This is a genomic window from Haloarcula rubripromontorii (assembly GCF_001280425.1).
Taxonomy (GTDB): Archaea; Halobacteriota; Halobacteria; order Halobacteriales; family Haloarculaceae; genus Haloarcula; species Haloarcula rubripromontorii.
In genome coordinates, this window is sequence record NZ_LIUF01000002.1 from 458,857 (window position 1) to 474,160 (window position 15,304).

Annotated in this window: 14 protein-coding genes; 3 read left to right on the forward strand and 11 right to left on the reverse strand. The window is 65.6% G+C overall.

Annotated elements, in window-relative coordinates; translation table 11 throughout:
- Positions 1 to 33 precede the first annotated feature (33 nt).
- From AMS69_RS07545 to AMS69_RS21055, 10 genes are all read right to left on the reverse strand, one after another.
- Entirely contained in the window at positions 34 to 3,036 is a 3,003-nt protein-coding gene (locus AMS69_RS07545) for a DUF7286 family protein (RefSeq protein ID WP_053967456.1), read from the reverse strand.
- A complete protein-coding gene (locus tag AMS69_RS07550; RefSeq protein WP_053967858.1) occupies positions 3,024 to 3,884 on the reverse strand; it encodes a DUF7284 family protein in 861 nt (286 codons plus the stop codon). Before AMS69_RS07550 ends, AMS69_RS07545 begins: the two co-directional genes overlap by 13 nt.
- A gap of 8 nt (positions 3,885 to 3,892) precedes the next feature.
- Entirely contained in the window at positions 3,893 to 4,288 is a 396-nt protein-coding gene (locus AMS69_RS07555) for a DUF7285 family protein (RefSeq protein WP_053967457.1), read from the reverse strand.
- Positions 4,269 to 4,730 (reverse strand): DUF7283 family protein, encoded by a 462-nt coding sequence (locus tag AMS69_RS07560; RefSeq protein ID WP_053967458.1) that lies wholly within the window; start codon positions 4,728 to 4,730, stop codon positions 4,269 to 4,271. Before AMS69_RS07560 ends, AMS69_RS07555 begins: the two co-directional genes overlap by 20 nt.
- Positions 4,731 to 4,764: 34 nt before the next feature.
- Entirely contained in the window at positions 4,765 to 6,510 is a 1,746-nt protein-coding gene (locus AMS69_RS07565) for a type II secretion system F family protein (protein ID WP_053967459.1), read from the reverse strand.
- Positions 6,507 to 8,369: an ATPase, T2SS/T4P/T4SS family gene (locus AMS69_RS07570; protein WP_053967460.1), complete on the reverse strand. Its 1,863-nt coding sequence runs from the start codon at positions 8,367 to 8,369 to the stop codon at positions 6,507 to 6,509. Before AMS69_RS07570 ends, AMS69_RS07565 begins: the two co-directional genes overlap by 4 nt.
- Positions 8,362 to 8,835: a DUF7311 family protein gene (locus tag AMS69_RS07575; protein ID WP_053967461.1), complete on the reverse strand. Its 474-nt coding sequence runs from the start codon at positions 8,833 to 8,835 to the stop codon at positions 8,362 to 8,364. Before AMS69_RS07575 ends, AMS69_RS07570 begins: the two co-directional genes overlap by 8 nt.
- Positions 8,832 to 9,332, reverse strand: coding sequence for a DUF7310 family coiled-coil domain-containing protein (locus AMS69_RS07580; RefSeq protein ID WP_053967462.1), 501 nt, complete (start codon positions 9,330 to 9,332; stop codon positions 8,832 to 8,834). The genes AMS69_RS07575 and AMS69_RS07580 overlap by 4 nt, the downstream gene beginning before the upstream one ends.
- Positions 9,333 to 9,389: 57 nt before the next feature.
- Positions 9,390 to 10,025, reverse strand: a complete 636-nt coding sequence (locus AMS69_RS07585; protein ID WP_053967463.1) for an IS6 family transposase — start codon at positions 10,023 to 10,025, stop codon at positions 9,390 to 9,392.
- A gap of 103 nt (positions 10,026 to 10,128) precedes the next feature.
- Positions 10,129 to 10,251 carry a hypothetical protein gene (locus tag AMS69_RS21055; protein ID WP_274378001.1) on the reverse strand — a complete coding sequence of 41 codons (123 nt, stop codon included), beginning with the start codon at positions 10,249 to 10,251 and terminating at the stop codon, positions 10,129 to 10,131.
- Positions 10,252 to 10,438: 187 nt separating this feature from the next.
- On the opposite strand from AMS69_RS21055, the gene AMS69_RS07590 reads away from it, so the two are divergent.
- From AMS69_RS07590 to rad50, 3 genes are all read left to right on the forward strand, one after another.
- Complete coding sequence (locus AMS69_RS07590) at positions 10,439 to 10,804, forward strand: hypothetical protein (RefSeq protein WP_053967464.1); 366 nt, start codon at positions 10,439 to 10,441, stop codon at positions 10,802 to 10,804.
- A gap of 84 nt (positions 10,805 to 10,888) precedes the next feature.
- The gene (gene mre11, locus AMS69_RS07595) at positions 10,889 to 12,145 is read left to right on the forward strand and encodes a DNA double-strand break repair protein Mre11 (RefSeq protein WP_053967465.1); all 1,257 of its coding nucleotides are present in this window, start codon (positions 10,889 to 10,891) and stop codon (positions 12,143 to 12,145) included.
- A gap of 13 nt (positions 12,146 to 12,158) precedes the next feature.
- Positions 12,159 to 14,834 (forward strand): DNA double-strand break repair ATPase Rad50, encoded by a 2,676-nt coding sequence (gene rad50, locus AMS69_RS07600; RefSeq protein WP_053967466.1) that lies wholly within the window; start codon positions 12,159 to 12,161, stop codon positions 14,832 to 14,834.
- A 25-nt stretch (positions 14,835 to 14,859) separates the two neighbouring features.
- Here rad50 and AMS69_RS07605 read toward each other — a convergent pair whose 3' ends face one another.
- Positions 14,860 to 15,282, reverse strand: a complete 423-nt coding sequence (locus AMS69_RS07605; RefSeq protein WP_053967467.1) for a DUF7346 family protein — start codon at positions 15,280 to 15,282, stop codon at positions 14,860 to 14,862.
- Positions 15,283 to 15,304: the final 22 nt, after the last annotated feature.

Below are 15,304 nucleotides of genomic sequence, written 5' to 3' on the forward strand. Positions count from 1 at the left end.
CGGGGTATTTTACTTCGGTTATGCGGCCCGAGGTCAGGAGCCTGCGTCCGGCCACCCGCTGGATTCCTCCACGGCGTTGCCGCCCTTGTCACCGACTCCGCGCGGTTTGGGTGGGACGACGACGACAACGCCCGTGTCGGCTCGGAACGAGACACGGTCGGCGGTACCCAACCGCTCGCCTGTTCCGTCGTCGTCCACGTCGAGCGTGACGGTGTGCCCGTCACGCGCGTAGGTGGTCTGTGCCCCGGGCTCGCTCGGCGGGCCGTGACTTGCAGAGACGGCGAACCGTGCGTACTCGCCCTCGACAGTCACCCACCAGATGTTTGTCGTCGCGTACCAGGGGGCAACTGGCGGTGCCAGCGGGAGACCCGCCGGGAGCCTGTCCGTCCCGAGCCGCTTCTTCGCGAACTGCTGGACCTTCTGCTCGCCGGCACTTGCCAGCGCGCTGCTCAGTTCGGCTTTCGCAACGGAGCGCACCGCCGAGGCCGTCCCGTTTGCCGACCCCAGTGTCGGTTTGGTTGCCGGTGTATCGACCGAGAGCAGCCGCAGGCGGAGGCGGTCGTGTTCGACCCGTGTGAGGTTCAGTCGCGCACCGGCGACACGGGCGACCCGTTCCTGTGCGGAGCCGTTGGTCAGAGCCAGCGCTCGGGCCGCCGATGTGTCCCACGGCGCCATCGCGTCAGCGACGATGGCCTTGCTCTCGTCCTGTTCAGCCTCGGTGTGCTGGGAGACCGCCAGCCAGAGCGTCGTCGTCATCTCCTTGTTGGCCGCTTCGACCTCCCGCTGGAGTGTGTCGCGCTCTGAAGTGAGCGTCGCGTTCGACTCCGATTCGAGCGTCTCGTTCGCGGCCGCGAGTGTGTTCGCCGCCGTTGCGAGGCGTACCCTGTCACCGCTCTCGAACGCACCACCAACGACGGCATCGGCGGCGTCACCGTATGGGACTGTGAACACGTTTGCGTTCCGCGCCACCAGCGGATGTTCGCTCCCATCCAGCGCGCGATACCGACTCTCATCCAGTTCAGTCAGCGTCAGATACGGTGTCTGCGTGTCGACCCGTGTTCTGACTGGACCAGCCGGACCGACTGGCACCGGTCGTGACCGCGGAACGGGCGTCTCACGCGCAACCAATCCTTTCCGGAGCGCACGCAGCGATCCGTCGGTGCGTTTCGATAGCTGTGTGTCGACTCGTTCTCGATTGCTGTCACGCACCGTGGCCTGCTCGTCTAGCTCCGCCGACACCGCACTCAGATAGGTCAACCGGGCCGCGACGCGTGCCTTCTGGGCCGCGCTGTCGTAGGTTCCCGGCACGGCCGCCAGAGTGGCACGACGTTGCGCGACCCGCTCCCGGAGTTCCCGCGGGGGATTCGTCTCGAAGGTCCCGACGCGTCCGCGCTCGACGGAGACGGTCGCGTTGCGGACTGACGCCCGTAGGTCCATCAGGTCCCGATACACCCAGTTGTGCAGTTCTGGCGGTCGGTCGGCCGCCACTGTCGCCTCCGTCCGGCTCAGGCTATCGTCGACGACTCGCTCGGCCACTCCGTCCCGGCCCCCGGCGTGGCCGACGAGCCTGTCCATCGCTTTCGGCTCCACGTCGGCGAAGTTCGACCCGTTCAACGGACTTGCGCTGGCGTCGTGTGCCGTCCGGATCGAGCGATTCGGTGCCGGTGAACGGCCGTGATGGCGGCCGACGACGGCGACGGTCACGCGATAGCGGGCGGTGCTTGACGTCGTTGTGCGCTGGCGTAGTGACCCGTTCTGCCAGACGGCGGTCCGCGTGTACTGGCGCTCGACAGTTCGGCTGAACGTCTCCAAGGTATGCCAACGGTCCGGCGTTGCGACGCGACCGCTAGCGTTCCCGACTGTCTCCGTCGCGGTAGTCACCCGGTCGGCGACCAGTGTCCAGTCGGTGCCCGGCGACGGCGGCGTCCCCGGCGGTCCTCCGCCCAGTCGATGCTTGTTGGTTTCAAGCGCCACTTCGACGGTGTATGCGTCCTCAAGTGTCTCGTTGAGCGCTGACGGTTCGGTGACAGACCGGAACGCGGTGTCGGCCGTCCCGTTGACGCCGACGGTCATCGAATCGGTCGGGCTCGGACTGCCCGTGGATGTCGGGCGCGGCGGTGTCTCGCTGACCGGTCTGTACTGGGCCTGTTTGAGTACTTCAGTCGAGAGCGCTGTCCCCTGGCTACCCCGAATCAGGTCCTCGATTCCGGTCACCGCTGTTGCCTCTTTCAGCGCACGGCGACCAGCCGGGTCGCTCCGCCCGAAGGTCGACCGCTGGACGCCGAGCAATGCACCGTTCGTCGCCAGCGAGACGTGCCGGTTCGCGACGACGTTTTCGATGCCAGCGCCGCCGTACTGCGCATACCCTCTCGCCCACGCTATCGGGTACAGCCGGGCTGTCATTCGCTGGCTCAGCCCCGGCCTGTCTAGACCGTTGTTCAGACGTGTCTGGTAGGTCGACACCTGATCGTGGAGCATGAGCGCCTGCGTCGGGACGACGACAGTCGGTGAAACGCGCCGCGTCGAGACTACCGCCCCGTTGCGCCGAACTGTCAGAACGATATTCTCGACTGTCGCCCGCATCGCGGTCTTGTTCGGCCCGGCGCGTTCGACCGAGACGCGGTGTTTCGCCGCTCGGAGACCGCGAACGTTAGAAACCGCCGGCAGACTGGCGGTCACGGTCACGTCACCGCTTCGGCCGGAGACACGCTCCAGCCGGTCCGCGACACGGAGATAGGTACGGATTCTGAGCGAGTCTCGGAATGCCGCCGAGTCGTTCAGAACTCGACCAGCAGGTGTGTCAGCGGGCGTGACAACTGGGTTCGCAGCCGCCCGTTGGCCAGCCGTCGAAACGCCGTCCCGCACGGCCACCTGCGTCTCCGCCGTAGCCTGATTCAGCGCCCGTTCGACCGCCGTCTCGCTCGGGGCTGGCTCGGTGACGAACGTGGGAGCCAACGTGAGACTACTCACCAGCAGGAGAACACCGAGCAACGCGAACGGGACTCGGCCGCGGGTGTCGTCTCTCACGGCGACCACGTCCTGACAGTTACACGGACACGGCTCACCCGAACGGCACGGGCGGCGTCCGTCGGCGAGTCGTACTGCGACCGCATATCGGTTCGAAGCCGCGTGGCAAGCACCGGAGTCAGGTCGTGGTTCATCTCGACCGTCGACTGTCGCTCAACGGCAACGCTCGCCCCTGTCAGATCGGCCATGCGCTCGTATCGCGCGGCCATCAGCACATCCGATGGGTAGTCGCCACGGAGGGCGTAGCGTGACTGCGTCGGCGGGAACAGTCCGTCGACGACGCTTCGAGCCACGACCGTCGCCACGCCATCGTAGCCGTCAGTCTTCGCTGCTTCGCGGGCTGGCTCCGAGACGTTCTCCATCCCACTCGGGACGGTCACTGTCGCCGCTCGAACGTCGACGGCATCCGGCGGCCGGTCGCCGACGTGGTACTCGCTCCTGAGTGGCGCACCGGGATACGGTGCCCAGGTGACACGGACGGACGTTCGATGCCCGCGGCTGTGGAGTCTATCACGCGTCGCCCCAGCGACTCGTGACTCGAAATCCGTGCCGGCGCTCGATACCCGTTCGCCGTCCACGGTGACACCGCTCATCGCGGCCTCACCGAGTAGCTCTGCCACGGTCCCGTGACTCGTCCGCTGCTGCCGCGTCGCGTGGTCGGGCGGCCTGCCGTGATCTGACGGTGGGACGAGCAACTCATACTCGACGCTTGCGGTACTCGTCGCCAGCGTCGACGCTTGGTCAGCCGCAGGATTTGTGGTCGCCGCCGGCGTCTCGACGCCGACGCCGCTCACGAGAGTCCCTGCGGCCGCACCAATGAGCAGGAGGAATACTGTCACGTCGGCGACGGCACTCATCGCCCTGTTCATCGCCACACCCGCACCGTGAGCGTTCCGCGACGGACTGCCCCCGGTCCGATCTGTACACTCACTGTTCTGGCTTCGATGTCCGCGCTGTTCGGTGGCTTTTGGCCACCGCTCCATCGCTCGCCGGTCGTCGCCGTGATGGTCGCGTTTCCGTGGTAGTTTGCTGGCACCCCATCGAGCGCGCTGTCGAGTTTTTCCGGTCGAACGACGCCAGTCGACGAGAGCCGCTGTTCCACAGTATCGGCGGTCGGCGTGGCGATATTTCGGTCGTCGTCAAGTGTGTTGAACGCGTCGTCTACCACACCGGCATACAGCGACACGCCGAGCGTGACGGCGAAGACAGCAACGAGCGCGGCGAGCGGTTCCGTCGTCGCCCTATCCGACGATGGTGACATCGGTCCCTCCCCAGACGACGCGCCTGACGGTCACCCGGTCCGGAGCCAGTCGCCACCCGTCGTCCGCGGTCCGAGCCTGACGGGTCGCCCGACTGAACGCGTCCGGTGAGTCGTACACGGCCTCCGGTTGTTCCCCGTTCACCACAGCCTGTAGCCCGTCGGTCCGTGCCGGGACAGCCGTTCGAATCAGTCGTGCGGTGGCTGACCCGCCGTCGTTGCGGAGGCGGATTTCGCGGCCATCGAACGTCCACTCTGTAGCGACGAGTCGTCGATGTGCGACTGACCCGGGCGGGCTGGTCGTGACCTCATCGATAGTCGCGGCCGCCGCCGTCGCGTCCGGCGGCGCGGTCGTCGGGAGACCGACCACGACGCCGAGGACGGCCACGCTCACTGTTCCCAGCCCAACCCAGAGAGACAGCGTGTCGACGTGCGTTTCGAACATGGACCGTCTTGGCCGCGCTCTCCGATTTAAACACTTAGACCAGCAGCCTGGTCGCGACGACGGCGACGAGGAAGGTAGCCGTGGCCGACAGGAGCGCCAGACCGGTTCGGTACCCAACGAGCGCGCGGTCGAGGCCCCGGTGCAGACCCGTCGATAGCGCCGTCAACAAAACAGCCAGAACGAGCACGTACCAGCCGACAACCGGCCCCAGAACCGCACTCGAAACGGTAGCGAACTGCTCGCCGCCGCCCATCGACCCGGCCAGTGCGACGGTCGCACCGCCGATAAGTGGACCGAACAGCGCAGCGGTGTTCGACAGCGTTTCGGTTATCTGTGCGAGGTCCCGGCGCGTCTCGCGCTCGATGGTCCGGAGCGCGTCGAGATGCTCGCCCATCGCCGTCACGGACGTTCCCGCCGGCGGCCCGATTGTCGCGGCCGTATCCAGCAGGATTGCCGCTCGGTGGGTGCGACGGCTCGGAACGTCAGCGAGCGCCCCGCCGGGACCCAGAAACGCTCCCTCGACGCTGGTCCCGAGGTATTCCTGACGCGCGACGGCGGCCTCGATGACAGCACTTGTGGGTGTGGGCGTCTCATCGACGGCCTCGACGAGCGCGGCTTCGACTGACTCGCCGCGACCCAGCCGTCGACCGACAGCCGATAGCACGTCCGGCAGGCCTGCTTCAACGTCGGTGACGTAGTCGCGGACCTCGGCGACGGGTCTGTAGTAGCTGACGAGTGCGCTCCCGACACCAGCCCCGAGTGCGCCGATGGGAGATGCCCACGCGGCGACGAGCGCGCTGGCAAGGAGCCACCCCCCGATTCCGGCACCGATTCCGACCACAACTGACGGGAGTGCCGACGCCGGCACGTTCGGATGGCTTCGGGGGATTGTCGCCGGCGGGAACGCGACCGGTCGCCGTCCCAGAAGCCAGCAACAGGCGACCAGCAGCGCGGCGGGCATGACGACGCCGTAGGTCCCGACCAGCACAGGAGCAGTTACTGGCACACCCGCGGCAGCGGCGGCGGGCAGCAGTGACGCCATCGCCAGCGGTAGGAGGACGCCGAACGCGTACAGGCCGGTCGCCGGTCCGCGAATCGAGGCCGCAAAGGCTGCCATCTCGTCCCGCGTCCCGTCGAGGATGCGTCGCCGTGCGCGTTCGAGGACCTCGGGCCGCTCCTCGGCTGGGGCTGCGGTCGCGCTCTCGACTAGCCCGATTGCGCGTTCGAGTGCCGGGAACCGGTCGCTCCAAGTTGTCGCGAACGTTCCCAGACCGCTCCGTGGCGTGCCCGCGGCTCGCTGCCGATGGTGGTCCAGCCGTGTGGCGAGCAGCCCGTGTCCTGCCCGTCCGGCGAACGCCGCCGCCCGCTCAGCACTCGGCCATAGCGTCGCGCCGAGTACCAGCGTCATGACAAGCGAGGGTGCGGCGCCCAGCGTTCGAATCCGCTTTGCTTCCGCGGCGAACGGCACGCCGTACCGTCCCAGCGCCGCAACGCTCAGGGACAGGACGAGGACCCCGAGGCTGACGGTTGTCGCCAGCAGTCCGGTCACCGTCACAGCGACGAGCAGTGCGAGCAGGGGGCCACACACCGCAACGACGTAACTCGTCGCCAGCAGTGCCTCAGGCGGAGCCGTAACCGAGAGCAGCTGACACGCTCGCCGGTAGTCGTCTGGTACCTCGACAGTGCCCGGGTAGGCCGCAACGACCGCGGTTGTGAGCGATGCGGCTGGTGCCGTACTCGCGCCGTCACCGGAGTTGTCTGCACCGCTGGTGTCGCTCACGGCTGGCCCTCGTCTGTGTGCAGTTCGTTCTCATTTGTCTCGACAGCCACCGACTCCTCGAATCGCTTGGTTCGCGCCTCGATAGCGTCGAGCACCTCTGCATAGGGCTCGCCGGGCGCGGCGATGGACTCCACCAGACGGCTGTTACCCCGCGTCAGGCGACCGGTTGCCGTCGCTGTCGATCCGTGGCGCTCGTAGAGCATCTCGAAAGAGATATCAGCGCCATGAGAGACGATTTCCGCGACAGATTCGATACCGCGGCCGTGCGCCGATGCGGGCGGAGCCAGCGTTATCACGAGGTCCGTCGCGGCGAACGACTGGACCGGGACATCGAGGTCCGACACCAGCCGTTCGCGAACGGCTTCGGGGCCGTTGCCGTGAATCGTTCCGAGGACGGCCCCATCGCCGCCACCGACACGCATCGCCTCGTAGAGTACGCCGGCCTCCTCGCCGCGGACCTCTCCAACGGCGAGCGCGCCCTCGCCGAGCCGGAGCGCGGTCCGAAGAGCCTCTGTAGCATCGACTGATGGTCCGTCCCCGCTCGTGGTCCGAAGTGCCTGCACGTCCCGGCCGTCGGACCGCAACGACGCCGCCGGAAGTTCGGGCGTGTCCTCGATCAGGATCGTCCGGATCTCGTGGGGGAGTTCCCAGAGCAACGCCCCGAGCGTTGTCGTCTTTCCCGCACCACGGGGGCCAGCGACGAGGCAGGCCCCGCCGCGCTCCATGGCGACGGAGAGCAGTCCGGCGACGGCGGCCGGCATTGTCCCGTTGTCGACGAAGTCGGCCAACCGCCATACGTCGCTGTCGTGAGCGCGAAAGGCAAAGGCGAGGCCGTCACTGATTGGGTCACTCACACCGGCGACGCGGATCTGCCGGTCAGCCACTGTCGTCGTCGCGTCGAGCGTCGGGTTCGCTCGCGAGAACGCCCGCCCGCTCGCCCGTCTGAACGTCGACGCTAACGTGTTTGCGCCAGCTTCCGTCAGACGGACGTTCGTTCGCATGGTTTCACCGTCACAGCGCAGTCGGAGCCGGGTGTCACTTACTGGGGCTGTCGCGAACACGTCGGACACCCGCTGATCGGCGAAGATGTCTTCCAAGACCCCGAGCCCGCCCGTGTGCTTTTCAAGCACGGCACCGACCGCGGTTGCCGTCGTACTGTCACCGGCTACCGCGGCAGCTGCGTCGTACGGGTGACAGCCGCCGTCGGTGGCAGCGGTCGCGACTCGCCTGTACGCTTCGACAAGCGTCTCCATCGTGTCTGCGTCGAATCGCTGTTCGCGGGGCTCGATATGATACACCGGTAGTTGGTCGCCGTGCGTGTCGTATCGCCGAACGACGGCCTCCGTCGGGAGCGCTTGCTGGTCCCGGAGAGCCGCATCCGTCGGCGGCGTTGCCCCGACACGGGCGTCGCTAATCGTTGGCCCAGTGTATGCAGTAAGCGCCTGTTCGCTGGTGTCGAAGCCCTCGGTAGCGACAGCCAATCCGGTCTCCGCCGCCAGGTCGGCGACCGGTCCCGCTCGACCGGTTGCCTCTGCCGCGGCAGCGACGGGGTCCCGTCGGGCACGGGCTGCGAGGCGGTCGTCCAGCGAGGCGACTCTGGTCGCGAACCGGCCAGCCGCAGTGAGTACTGCCGCCGCCCGCTCGGCGTACACTCGCGCCTGTCCTGCTTGCGCTGTGACGACAGTTTCGATACCGGCCGACGAGAGTGAATCGACGACTGTCGCCCGGCAGTCAGCCGACGCGGCGAGGTCGCCGCTGCCCGGACACTCGTCAGCCGTCACCATCAGCCGCCCACCCTCGATAGCCGTTTCACAGCGACAGCCGGCCGTTGTCGATGACCCGAAGAGCCACTCACGCATGGCTACGCCTCGCTGCGGCTTCTGACTTAAACCGATGGACCCGCAGCATCCGCTGGCCATTTGACCGCGTCAGCACGAACACGAGCCGATGTGTGCCGGGTTCGTCGAGTCTGTCGGTCGCGGCTGTCGTTCGGATCGGAATGCTGACCAGCCGCTCGGTCTGTTTCCGAGACTCGACCGTCCAGGTCGCGACGCCGACACCACCCCGCTCCGCAAACTGGAGCTGACTGACGCCGGCATTCGTGTAGGTCCCTGCGGGAATTCGTATCGCCACTGTTCGCTGTGCGTCGCCGTTCGCTGTCGCGGCGTCGGTCTCGACTAGCCTCGTCAATTCGGTCCTCAGCTCGTCCACTTGACGCTCCATCGTGCCGCTGGCCGCGTCCGCTCGGGCTGTCGACAGTGCCGGGGCTGTTGCACCGACGAGTGTGGTCATGACCGCGACGGCAAGGACCAGCCGGTATATCACAGCAGCGCGCGGATGCGGCCGACGACGCCTGTATCAGGCGTCTCGTCGCTGTCGTGGTTGCTGCTGTCAGTGATGGCGGAGAAATCGGTCGCGGTGTCGGGCGCTGCATGGGCGCCGTCCGACGAACGTGGAGCGGCCTGTCCTCCCCCGGTTCGATGCTGATCGCTCCCCGCCGCCTGTGGGCTAGATGCCGACGGCGACGACAGTGCGTCGTTAAGCTGCTCCTCCAGTCGGTCAGTGGCCGCCAGCGCCGCGTCGGCGCGCTGCTCGATATCTTCGTTGACCGTGCGAACGTTCCCCATGTAGCCGCGGAGAGCCTGTGTAGCGGCTTCGAGCTCCGTCGTCCGCTCGTCGATGTCGTCGATACGCTGCTCGACGGTGTCGACCCGCTTCTCCAGCTCAGCGAGCTCCGTCACGTCCGGGAACTCCGTCGTTCCATCCGTGACCGCGCGTTCGACCGCACGGAGCCGTTCGGCCAGCGTCTCGATATCTGTCATGCTTGGCGCTGGTCCCGTGCTAGTATTTGAACGCTTGGACGGGGGACTGGGTAGTGTTTAGTTTGGAGCATTGTGCCAGCGAGCGAAACTTTGCAACCAATTTTCGGCTGTTTCCGGTTCGACGTGACTGAAGCAGTTCGAAAACGACGAGGTTCGACGCTTCAGTTCTCGAAAAATCCGTTCGACAGCGTTCCGATTTCCGTGGCGACACGTCTGAAATCGGAGGCCAGCTCGTTGAAGTGCAGTTTGGAGGTGTTGAGCGCCATCAACGAGAAAGACGGCAGTTTCGACATCGTGCTTTTGCCGCAGTTCGCGCAGGAAAATTTCCGTGAGAGCGGTCGTAGTTGTCGGAAATAACCGGACGTGAAGCAGTTCGTTCGACTGCGGATCGGCGGCGGCATACAGCCAGAATTGCTGGTTGTTGATTCGAATCACTGTTTCGTCGAGCGCGATCTGATTCGGAGATTTACCGGATTCGGGCTGTAAATCGGCTTTCTGTACCCAATCGTGGATGGCTTTTCGACTGCGTTGGACACCCAGTGAGTCGAGTAATTCGACGGTATTCGACAGTGAGAGCCCCGCAACGTGCGATTGAATACCCAACGCCATCGCTGGCTCGGGTGTCCGCTCGCGCTCCACAAAATCCAAATCAATCCAGTCTCTACTACCGCTGAGGCGGGCGATTTCTGGCATAGACCACCAAGAAATTCTCCCGCCTCACTTTTCACGCTTAACTAAACGCCGCCGGGGACTGCGGGAAATGCACCGGCCGCTGCCAGAAAGCGCTCGCCCCGCCTTACCCGCCGAGAATGAACAGCGCGAGGATGACGGAGATGAGCAGGGTTGCCAGAATCAGCAGCGCGACGACTGTGATTGACGAGAGCGCCGTGTCGTCGGAGCGGAATTTATACAGCGACATGATGGCGAACTGATGGCGTTTCGCTGTCAGCTAGCACTGTCGCAGGGCGGTTAGTTCTATCGAACGAATCACTTTACGACCATGTACGCGCTGTTGAGCAGTTCGGTTGCGCGATTGTCTCCACGGCGTCATCCTCTACCTCGGAGCCAGCGGACATTTATATCGGATGCCGCGGCCACGCCGCTCTATGGCCGATAGCGACCAGGTGAAAGCGGCACTCTCGGCGCTCGCTGCCGGTGAGGGCGACAGCGACGACAGAGGCCAAGCGACCCAAGCAGCCGACCGAGAGGGCGATAGTAGCACAGCCCGGATGGCGATCGACGAGACGGGCGGTGACGCCGGCTACCAGACAGTCATCGAGCGAGCGACTCGGGCAACCGACGATATAGACGAAGCAGTCGCCTTCGTCGAGACGGTCGGCGTCGGACAACTCGAAGCGGCCGTCGAACAGGCCGAACACGAAGTGAGCGGGCTGGCAGACGAGGGGCGGGCGGCTTTGCGAGCGTTCCGGCGATACCGGGACGCCGCAGCGGGGACAGACGATGGGTCGTAGCCACCGGGTCAACTCCAGTCCTGTTGACCACTTTCACTCCGCTCACGATACCCCTTTAGGTGGCGCTGGCTTACAGGTGGGCAAATGACACGGGTGATACACACCGGCGATACCCACGTCGGGTATCAGCAGTACAACGTCCCCGACCGACGGGACGACTTCCTCGATGCGTTCCGGCAGGTGGTCCGAGACGCCATCGCGGACGACGCTGACGCCGTCGTCCACGCCGGTGACCTGTTCCACGACCGCCGCCCAGCTTTGGCCGATATCATGGGCACGCTAAGCGTCCTCGAAGAACTCTCTGAAGCCAGTATCCCGTTTCTCGCCGTCGTGGGCAACCACGAGGCCAAGCGGGACGCCCAGTGGCTCGACCTGTACGAGTCACTCGGCTTGGCGACGCGGCTCGACGACGAGCCGACCGTCATCGGCGACACCGCCTTCTACGGCCTCGATTTCGTGCCACGCTCGCAACGCGACGACCTCGACTATGACTTCGCCGCCCACGACGCGGACAGCGCCGCGCTGGTCACCCACGGCCTGTTCCAGCCCTTCGATTACGGCGACTGGGACGCCGAAGAGATACTCACCGAGTCGTCGGTCGCGTTCGACGCGATGCTGCTCGGCGACAACCACGACCCCGGCAAACAGCGGGTCGACGACGCCTGGGTCACCTACTGCGGGTCGACCGAACGGGCGAGCGCCAGCGAGCGCGAGGACCGCGGCTACAACATCGTCACCTTCGACGACGAGGTCCGCATCACCCGGCGTGGCCTCGACACCCGCGAGTTCGTCTTCATCGACGTCGAACTGGGGCCCGAGGAGGGCGTCGAGCGCGTCCGGAGCCGCGTCGGCCAGCACGACCTGGACGACGCCGTGGTCATCGTCTCTATCAGCGGCGACGGCGACCCGGTCACCCCGGCCAGCGTCGAATCGTTCGCGCTTGACCGGGGTGCGCTCGTGGCCCGGGTCACCGATCACCGAGAGATTACGGCTGAGGAGCGAGAAACCGATATCAGCTTCGCCGACCCCGACGACGCCGTCACCGAGCGTGTCCGCGACCTCGGGCTGAGCGAGGCCGCCCACGACATCGATGAGACGATTCGCGCTTCGAAGGTCGCCGACGCGAACGTCAAAGACGAGGTCGAACGGCACGTCAGGGAGTTGCTGTCCGAGGTGTCGGACGCGCTCACGGCCGACACAGAAGCGACTGCGAGCGCAGACGCGGACGACACCGACGGCAGCACACCGGCGAACGAGGCTGACACCGACGACGACGTAGCGGCGAACGAGGCTGGCGGCACAGACAACGAGAGTCAAGCGAGCGTCGAGGAGTTCCTGTAATGGAGAGTACACGATGAAATTCCACCGGGTCAAGCTATCCAATTTCAAGTGCTACGACGATGCCGACCTGCGACTGGACAACGGCGTGACCGTCATCCACGGACTCAACGGGAGTGGGAAGTCATCCCTGCTTGAGGCCTGTTTCTTCGCGCTGTACGGCTCGAAGGCGCTGGATGAGAACCTCGGCGATGTGGTTACCATCGGGGCTGACGACTGCACTGTCGAATTGTGGTTTTCTCACGCCGGTGGCGACTACCACCTCACGCGCCGGGTCCGCGCGACCGGAGCGCAACCGACGACGGCGAAATGCGTCCTTGAGACACCCGAAGGAAACTACGAAGGGGCGCGCGACGTGCGCCGGCGAGTTACGGAACTCCTGCGGATGGACAGCGAGGCGTTCGTCAACTGCGCGTACGTCCGTCAGGGCGAGGTGAACAAACTCATCAACGCCTCGCCGGGCGACCGACAAGATATGCTCGACGACCTCCTGCAACTGGGGAAACTAGAGGAGTACCGCGAGCGGGCCAGCGACGCCCGCGTCGGGGTGGGTCGCGTGCGCGACGACAAACAAGGAGCGCTCTCCCAGCTCGACGAGCAGATTCAGGAGAAAGAGGAAAAAGACCTCCACGAGCGCCTGAACAGCCTCGAAACGAAGGAGGCGAAACTTCTGGACGAAATCGAGCACATCGAGGACCAGAAGGCCACCGCCGAGGAGACGCTCACGCAGGCCGGCTCGGTCCTCGAAGAGTACGAGGAGAAACGCGAGGAACTGTCCGCACTGGAAGACGACATCGAAGAGTTGGAGGCGACGATTACCGAGACCGAGACGGAGCGAACCGAACTCAAAGAGCGCATCAGCGACCTGCAGGACCGCCGGGAATCGCTTCAGGAGCAGCTCGCGGAGACGGTTTCCGAGACTAACCTCGACAGCTCGGAGCCGGACCCGGAGGCCGTCGCAGCACGGCTGGAGGAACTGCAGTCCCGCGACGACGACCTGCAGGGCCGAATCGAGGACCAGCGCGTCGACGCGAAAGAGCACAGCAGCACCGCAGACGCGCTCGCTGAGAGCGCTGCTGACCTCGAATCCCGGGCTGCGGACAAGCGCGAGGAAGCCGACGAACTGGAAGCAGACATCGAGGCCGCGCGGGAGTCCATCGCCGAGCGCCGGGAGCAGATCAGCGATATTGACGACCAGATCGCTGACCTCGAAGCCAGGTTCGAGGGCGCGCCGACGGACCGCGACGGGGCACAGTCGTACAAAGAATCTGTCGCCAGTGACCTTGACGACGCCCGACAGCGGGTGACAGAACTGGAGACAAAACTGGAGAGTGAGCGCGAGGCGCTGGCCGAGGCGGAGGCGCTGCTGGAGGCCGGCAAGTGTCCCGAATGTGGGCAGGACGTGGTCGAGTCACCGCACGTCGCCTCCATCGAGGAGGACCGCGAGCGGATCGCGGAGTTGGAGTCGACGCTCGCAGATGCTCGCGATGAAGTCGAAACGCTGGAGTCGAAACACGAAACGGCGACGGCACTGGTCGAGACAGCCGACGAACTGGCGACACTCGAGAACAACCGCTCGAACATCGTCCAACTGGTCGAAGAGAAGGAGGACGGGCTGGACGCGGACCGGGAGCGCATCGAGACGCTCCGCGAGGACGCGGCGGAACACGAGTCCGAGGCTGAGACGAAACGCGAGAAAGCCGCCGAAGCCCGCGAGCAGGCCGAAGACTGCCGTTCGGTCGTCGCTGAGTGCAATCAGGAGCGCCAGCAGGTCAAGCAGGCAATCAAGCATTTAGAGCGGGTCGAGGACCTGCTTGGGGACATCGACGACTGTGACGACGACATCGAACGCTTGCGCGAGAAACGCACGCAACAGGCCGAACTGAACGACCAGCGCCGCGAACAGCTCGCGGAGAAGCGCGAGCGCAAGCAGGACTTGGCCCGGTCGTTCGATGAGGAGCGAATCGACGAAGCCCGCAACGAGAAGCAACGCGCGGAACAGTACATCGAGCAGGCCGAAGAGGCGCTGGCAGAGAAACGCGAGAAACGCGACGAACTGCAAAACGCCATCGGCGGTGTCACGAACGAAATCGAGGAACTGGAGTCGCTGCGGGAGCGCCGCGACGACCTCGAAGCGACCCTGGAGCGACTCGAAACGCTGTACGAGGAGACAGAGGAGCTACAGGAGATGTACGGCACGCTCCGGGCGGAGCTGCGCCAGCGCAACGTCGAGACGCTCGAACGGATGCTCAACCAGACGTTCGATCTGGTGTATCAGAACGACTCATACTCCCATATCGAACTCGACGGCCAGTACCAGCTGACGGTGTACCAGAAGGACGGCGAGCCGCTGGAACCCGAACAGCTCTCCGGCGGCGAGCGCGCGCTGTTCAACCTCAGTCTGCGGTGTGCTATCTATCGCCTGCTCGCGGAGGGTATCGAAGGCGCAGCGCCGATGCCCCCGCTCATCCTCGACGAGCCGACGGTGTTCCTCGACTCGGGTCACGTCACGCAACTGCTCGACCTCGTCGAGTACATGCGCGACGAGGTCGGCGTCGAGCAGATTCTCGTGGTCAGTCACGACGAGGAGCTAGTCGGTGCGGCCGACGACCTCGTCCGCGTCGAAAAAGACGCCACGACCAACCGCTCGCGGGTCGAACAGGTCGAGGCGACGGTGGCGGAACTGGCCTGACCGCAGTCACGACGCTGGACGGGCCTCAGTCGCGGAGCTGCGCCAGTCCATCACTGGCCGTTTCGGTCGTGTCGTACCCTCGCTGGCCGTGGACTCTGGCCTCGGTAAGCAGGCCGGCGGCGCGAAACTCGGCCAGCAAGCCGTGCAGGTCGCTCTCGCAGAGGTCGTAGGCTGAGAGCAGTTCCGCCACGGAGAGCGGCCCGCGCTCGTCGAGTTCCACGAGCAGGCCAAGTGCCCGGTCGTCGTGGGCCGCTGTGAGGACGCAACGAGCGGCGTCGGGAACGGCCTTGGCGGCAGTTACCAGCGGTGAGTCGCCATCCACAGGTTCGAGAGCGGCGTTCGGAACGTGTCGCTGTTCGCCGGTTTCGGGGTCCCTGACCAGACTCGAATCGGTGGACTCCTTCAGCAGTAAGTACCGCGTGCCGTCGTCGTCCCGCACAGTACGCATATAGCGCTTCGTAGCCGTCCGG

Coding starts and splice junctions, on each gene's coding strand:
- AMS69_RS07605 (WP_053967467.1), bottom strand. CDS start 15,282: ATGCGTACTGTGCGGGACGACGACGGCACGCGGTACTTACTGCTGAAG.
- AMS69_RS07580 (WP_053967462.1), bottom strand. CDS start 9,332: ATGACAGATATCGAGACGCTGGCCGAACGGCTCCGTGCGGTCGAACGC.
- AMS69_RS07560 (WP_053967458.1), bottom strand. CDS start 4,730: ATGTTCGAAACGCACGTCGACACGCTGTCTCTCTGGGTTGGGCTGGGA.
- mre11 (WP_053967465.1), top strand. CDS start 10,889: ATGACACGGGTGATACACACCGGCGATACCCACGTCGGGTATCAGCAG.
- AMS69_RS07570 (WP_053967460.1), bottom strand. CDS start 8,369: ATGCGTGAGTGGCTCTTCGGGTCATCGACAACGGCCGGCTGTCGCTGT.
- rad50 (WP_053967466.1), top strand. CDS start 12,159: ATGAAATTCCACCGGGTCAAGCTATCCAATTTCAAGTGCTACGACGAT.
- AMS69_RS07550 (WP_053967858.1), bottom strand. CDS start 3,884: ATGAGTGCCGTCGCCGACGTGACAGTATTCCTCCTGCTCATTGGTGCG.
- AMS69_RS07590 (WP_053967464.1), top strand. CDS start 10,439: ATGGCCGATAGCGACCAGGTGAAAGCGGCACTCTCGGCGCTCGCTGCC.
- AMS69_RS07555 (WP_053967457.1), bottom strand. CDS start 4,288: ATGTCACCATCGTCGGATAGGGCGACGACGGAACCGCTCGCCGCGCTC.
- AMS69_RS07585 (WP_053967463.1), bottom strand. CDS start 10,025: ATGCCAGAAATCGCCCGCCTCAGCGGTAGTAGAGACTGGATTGATTTG.
- AMS69_RS21055 (WP_274378001.1), bottom strand. CDS start 10,251: ATGTCGCTGTATAAATTCCGCTCCGACGACACGGCGCTCTCGTCAATC.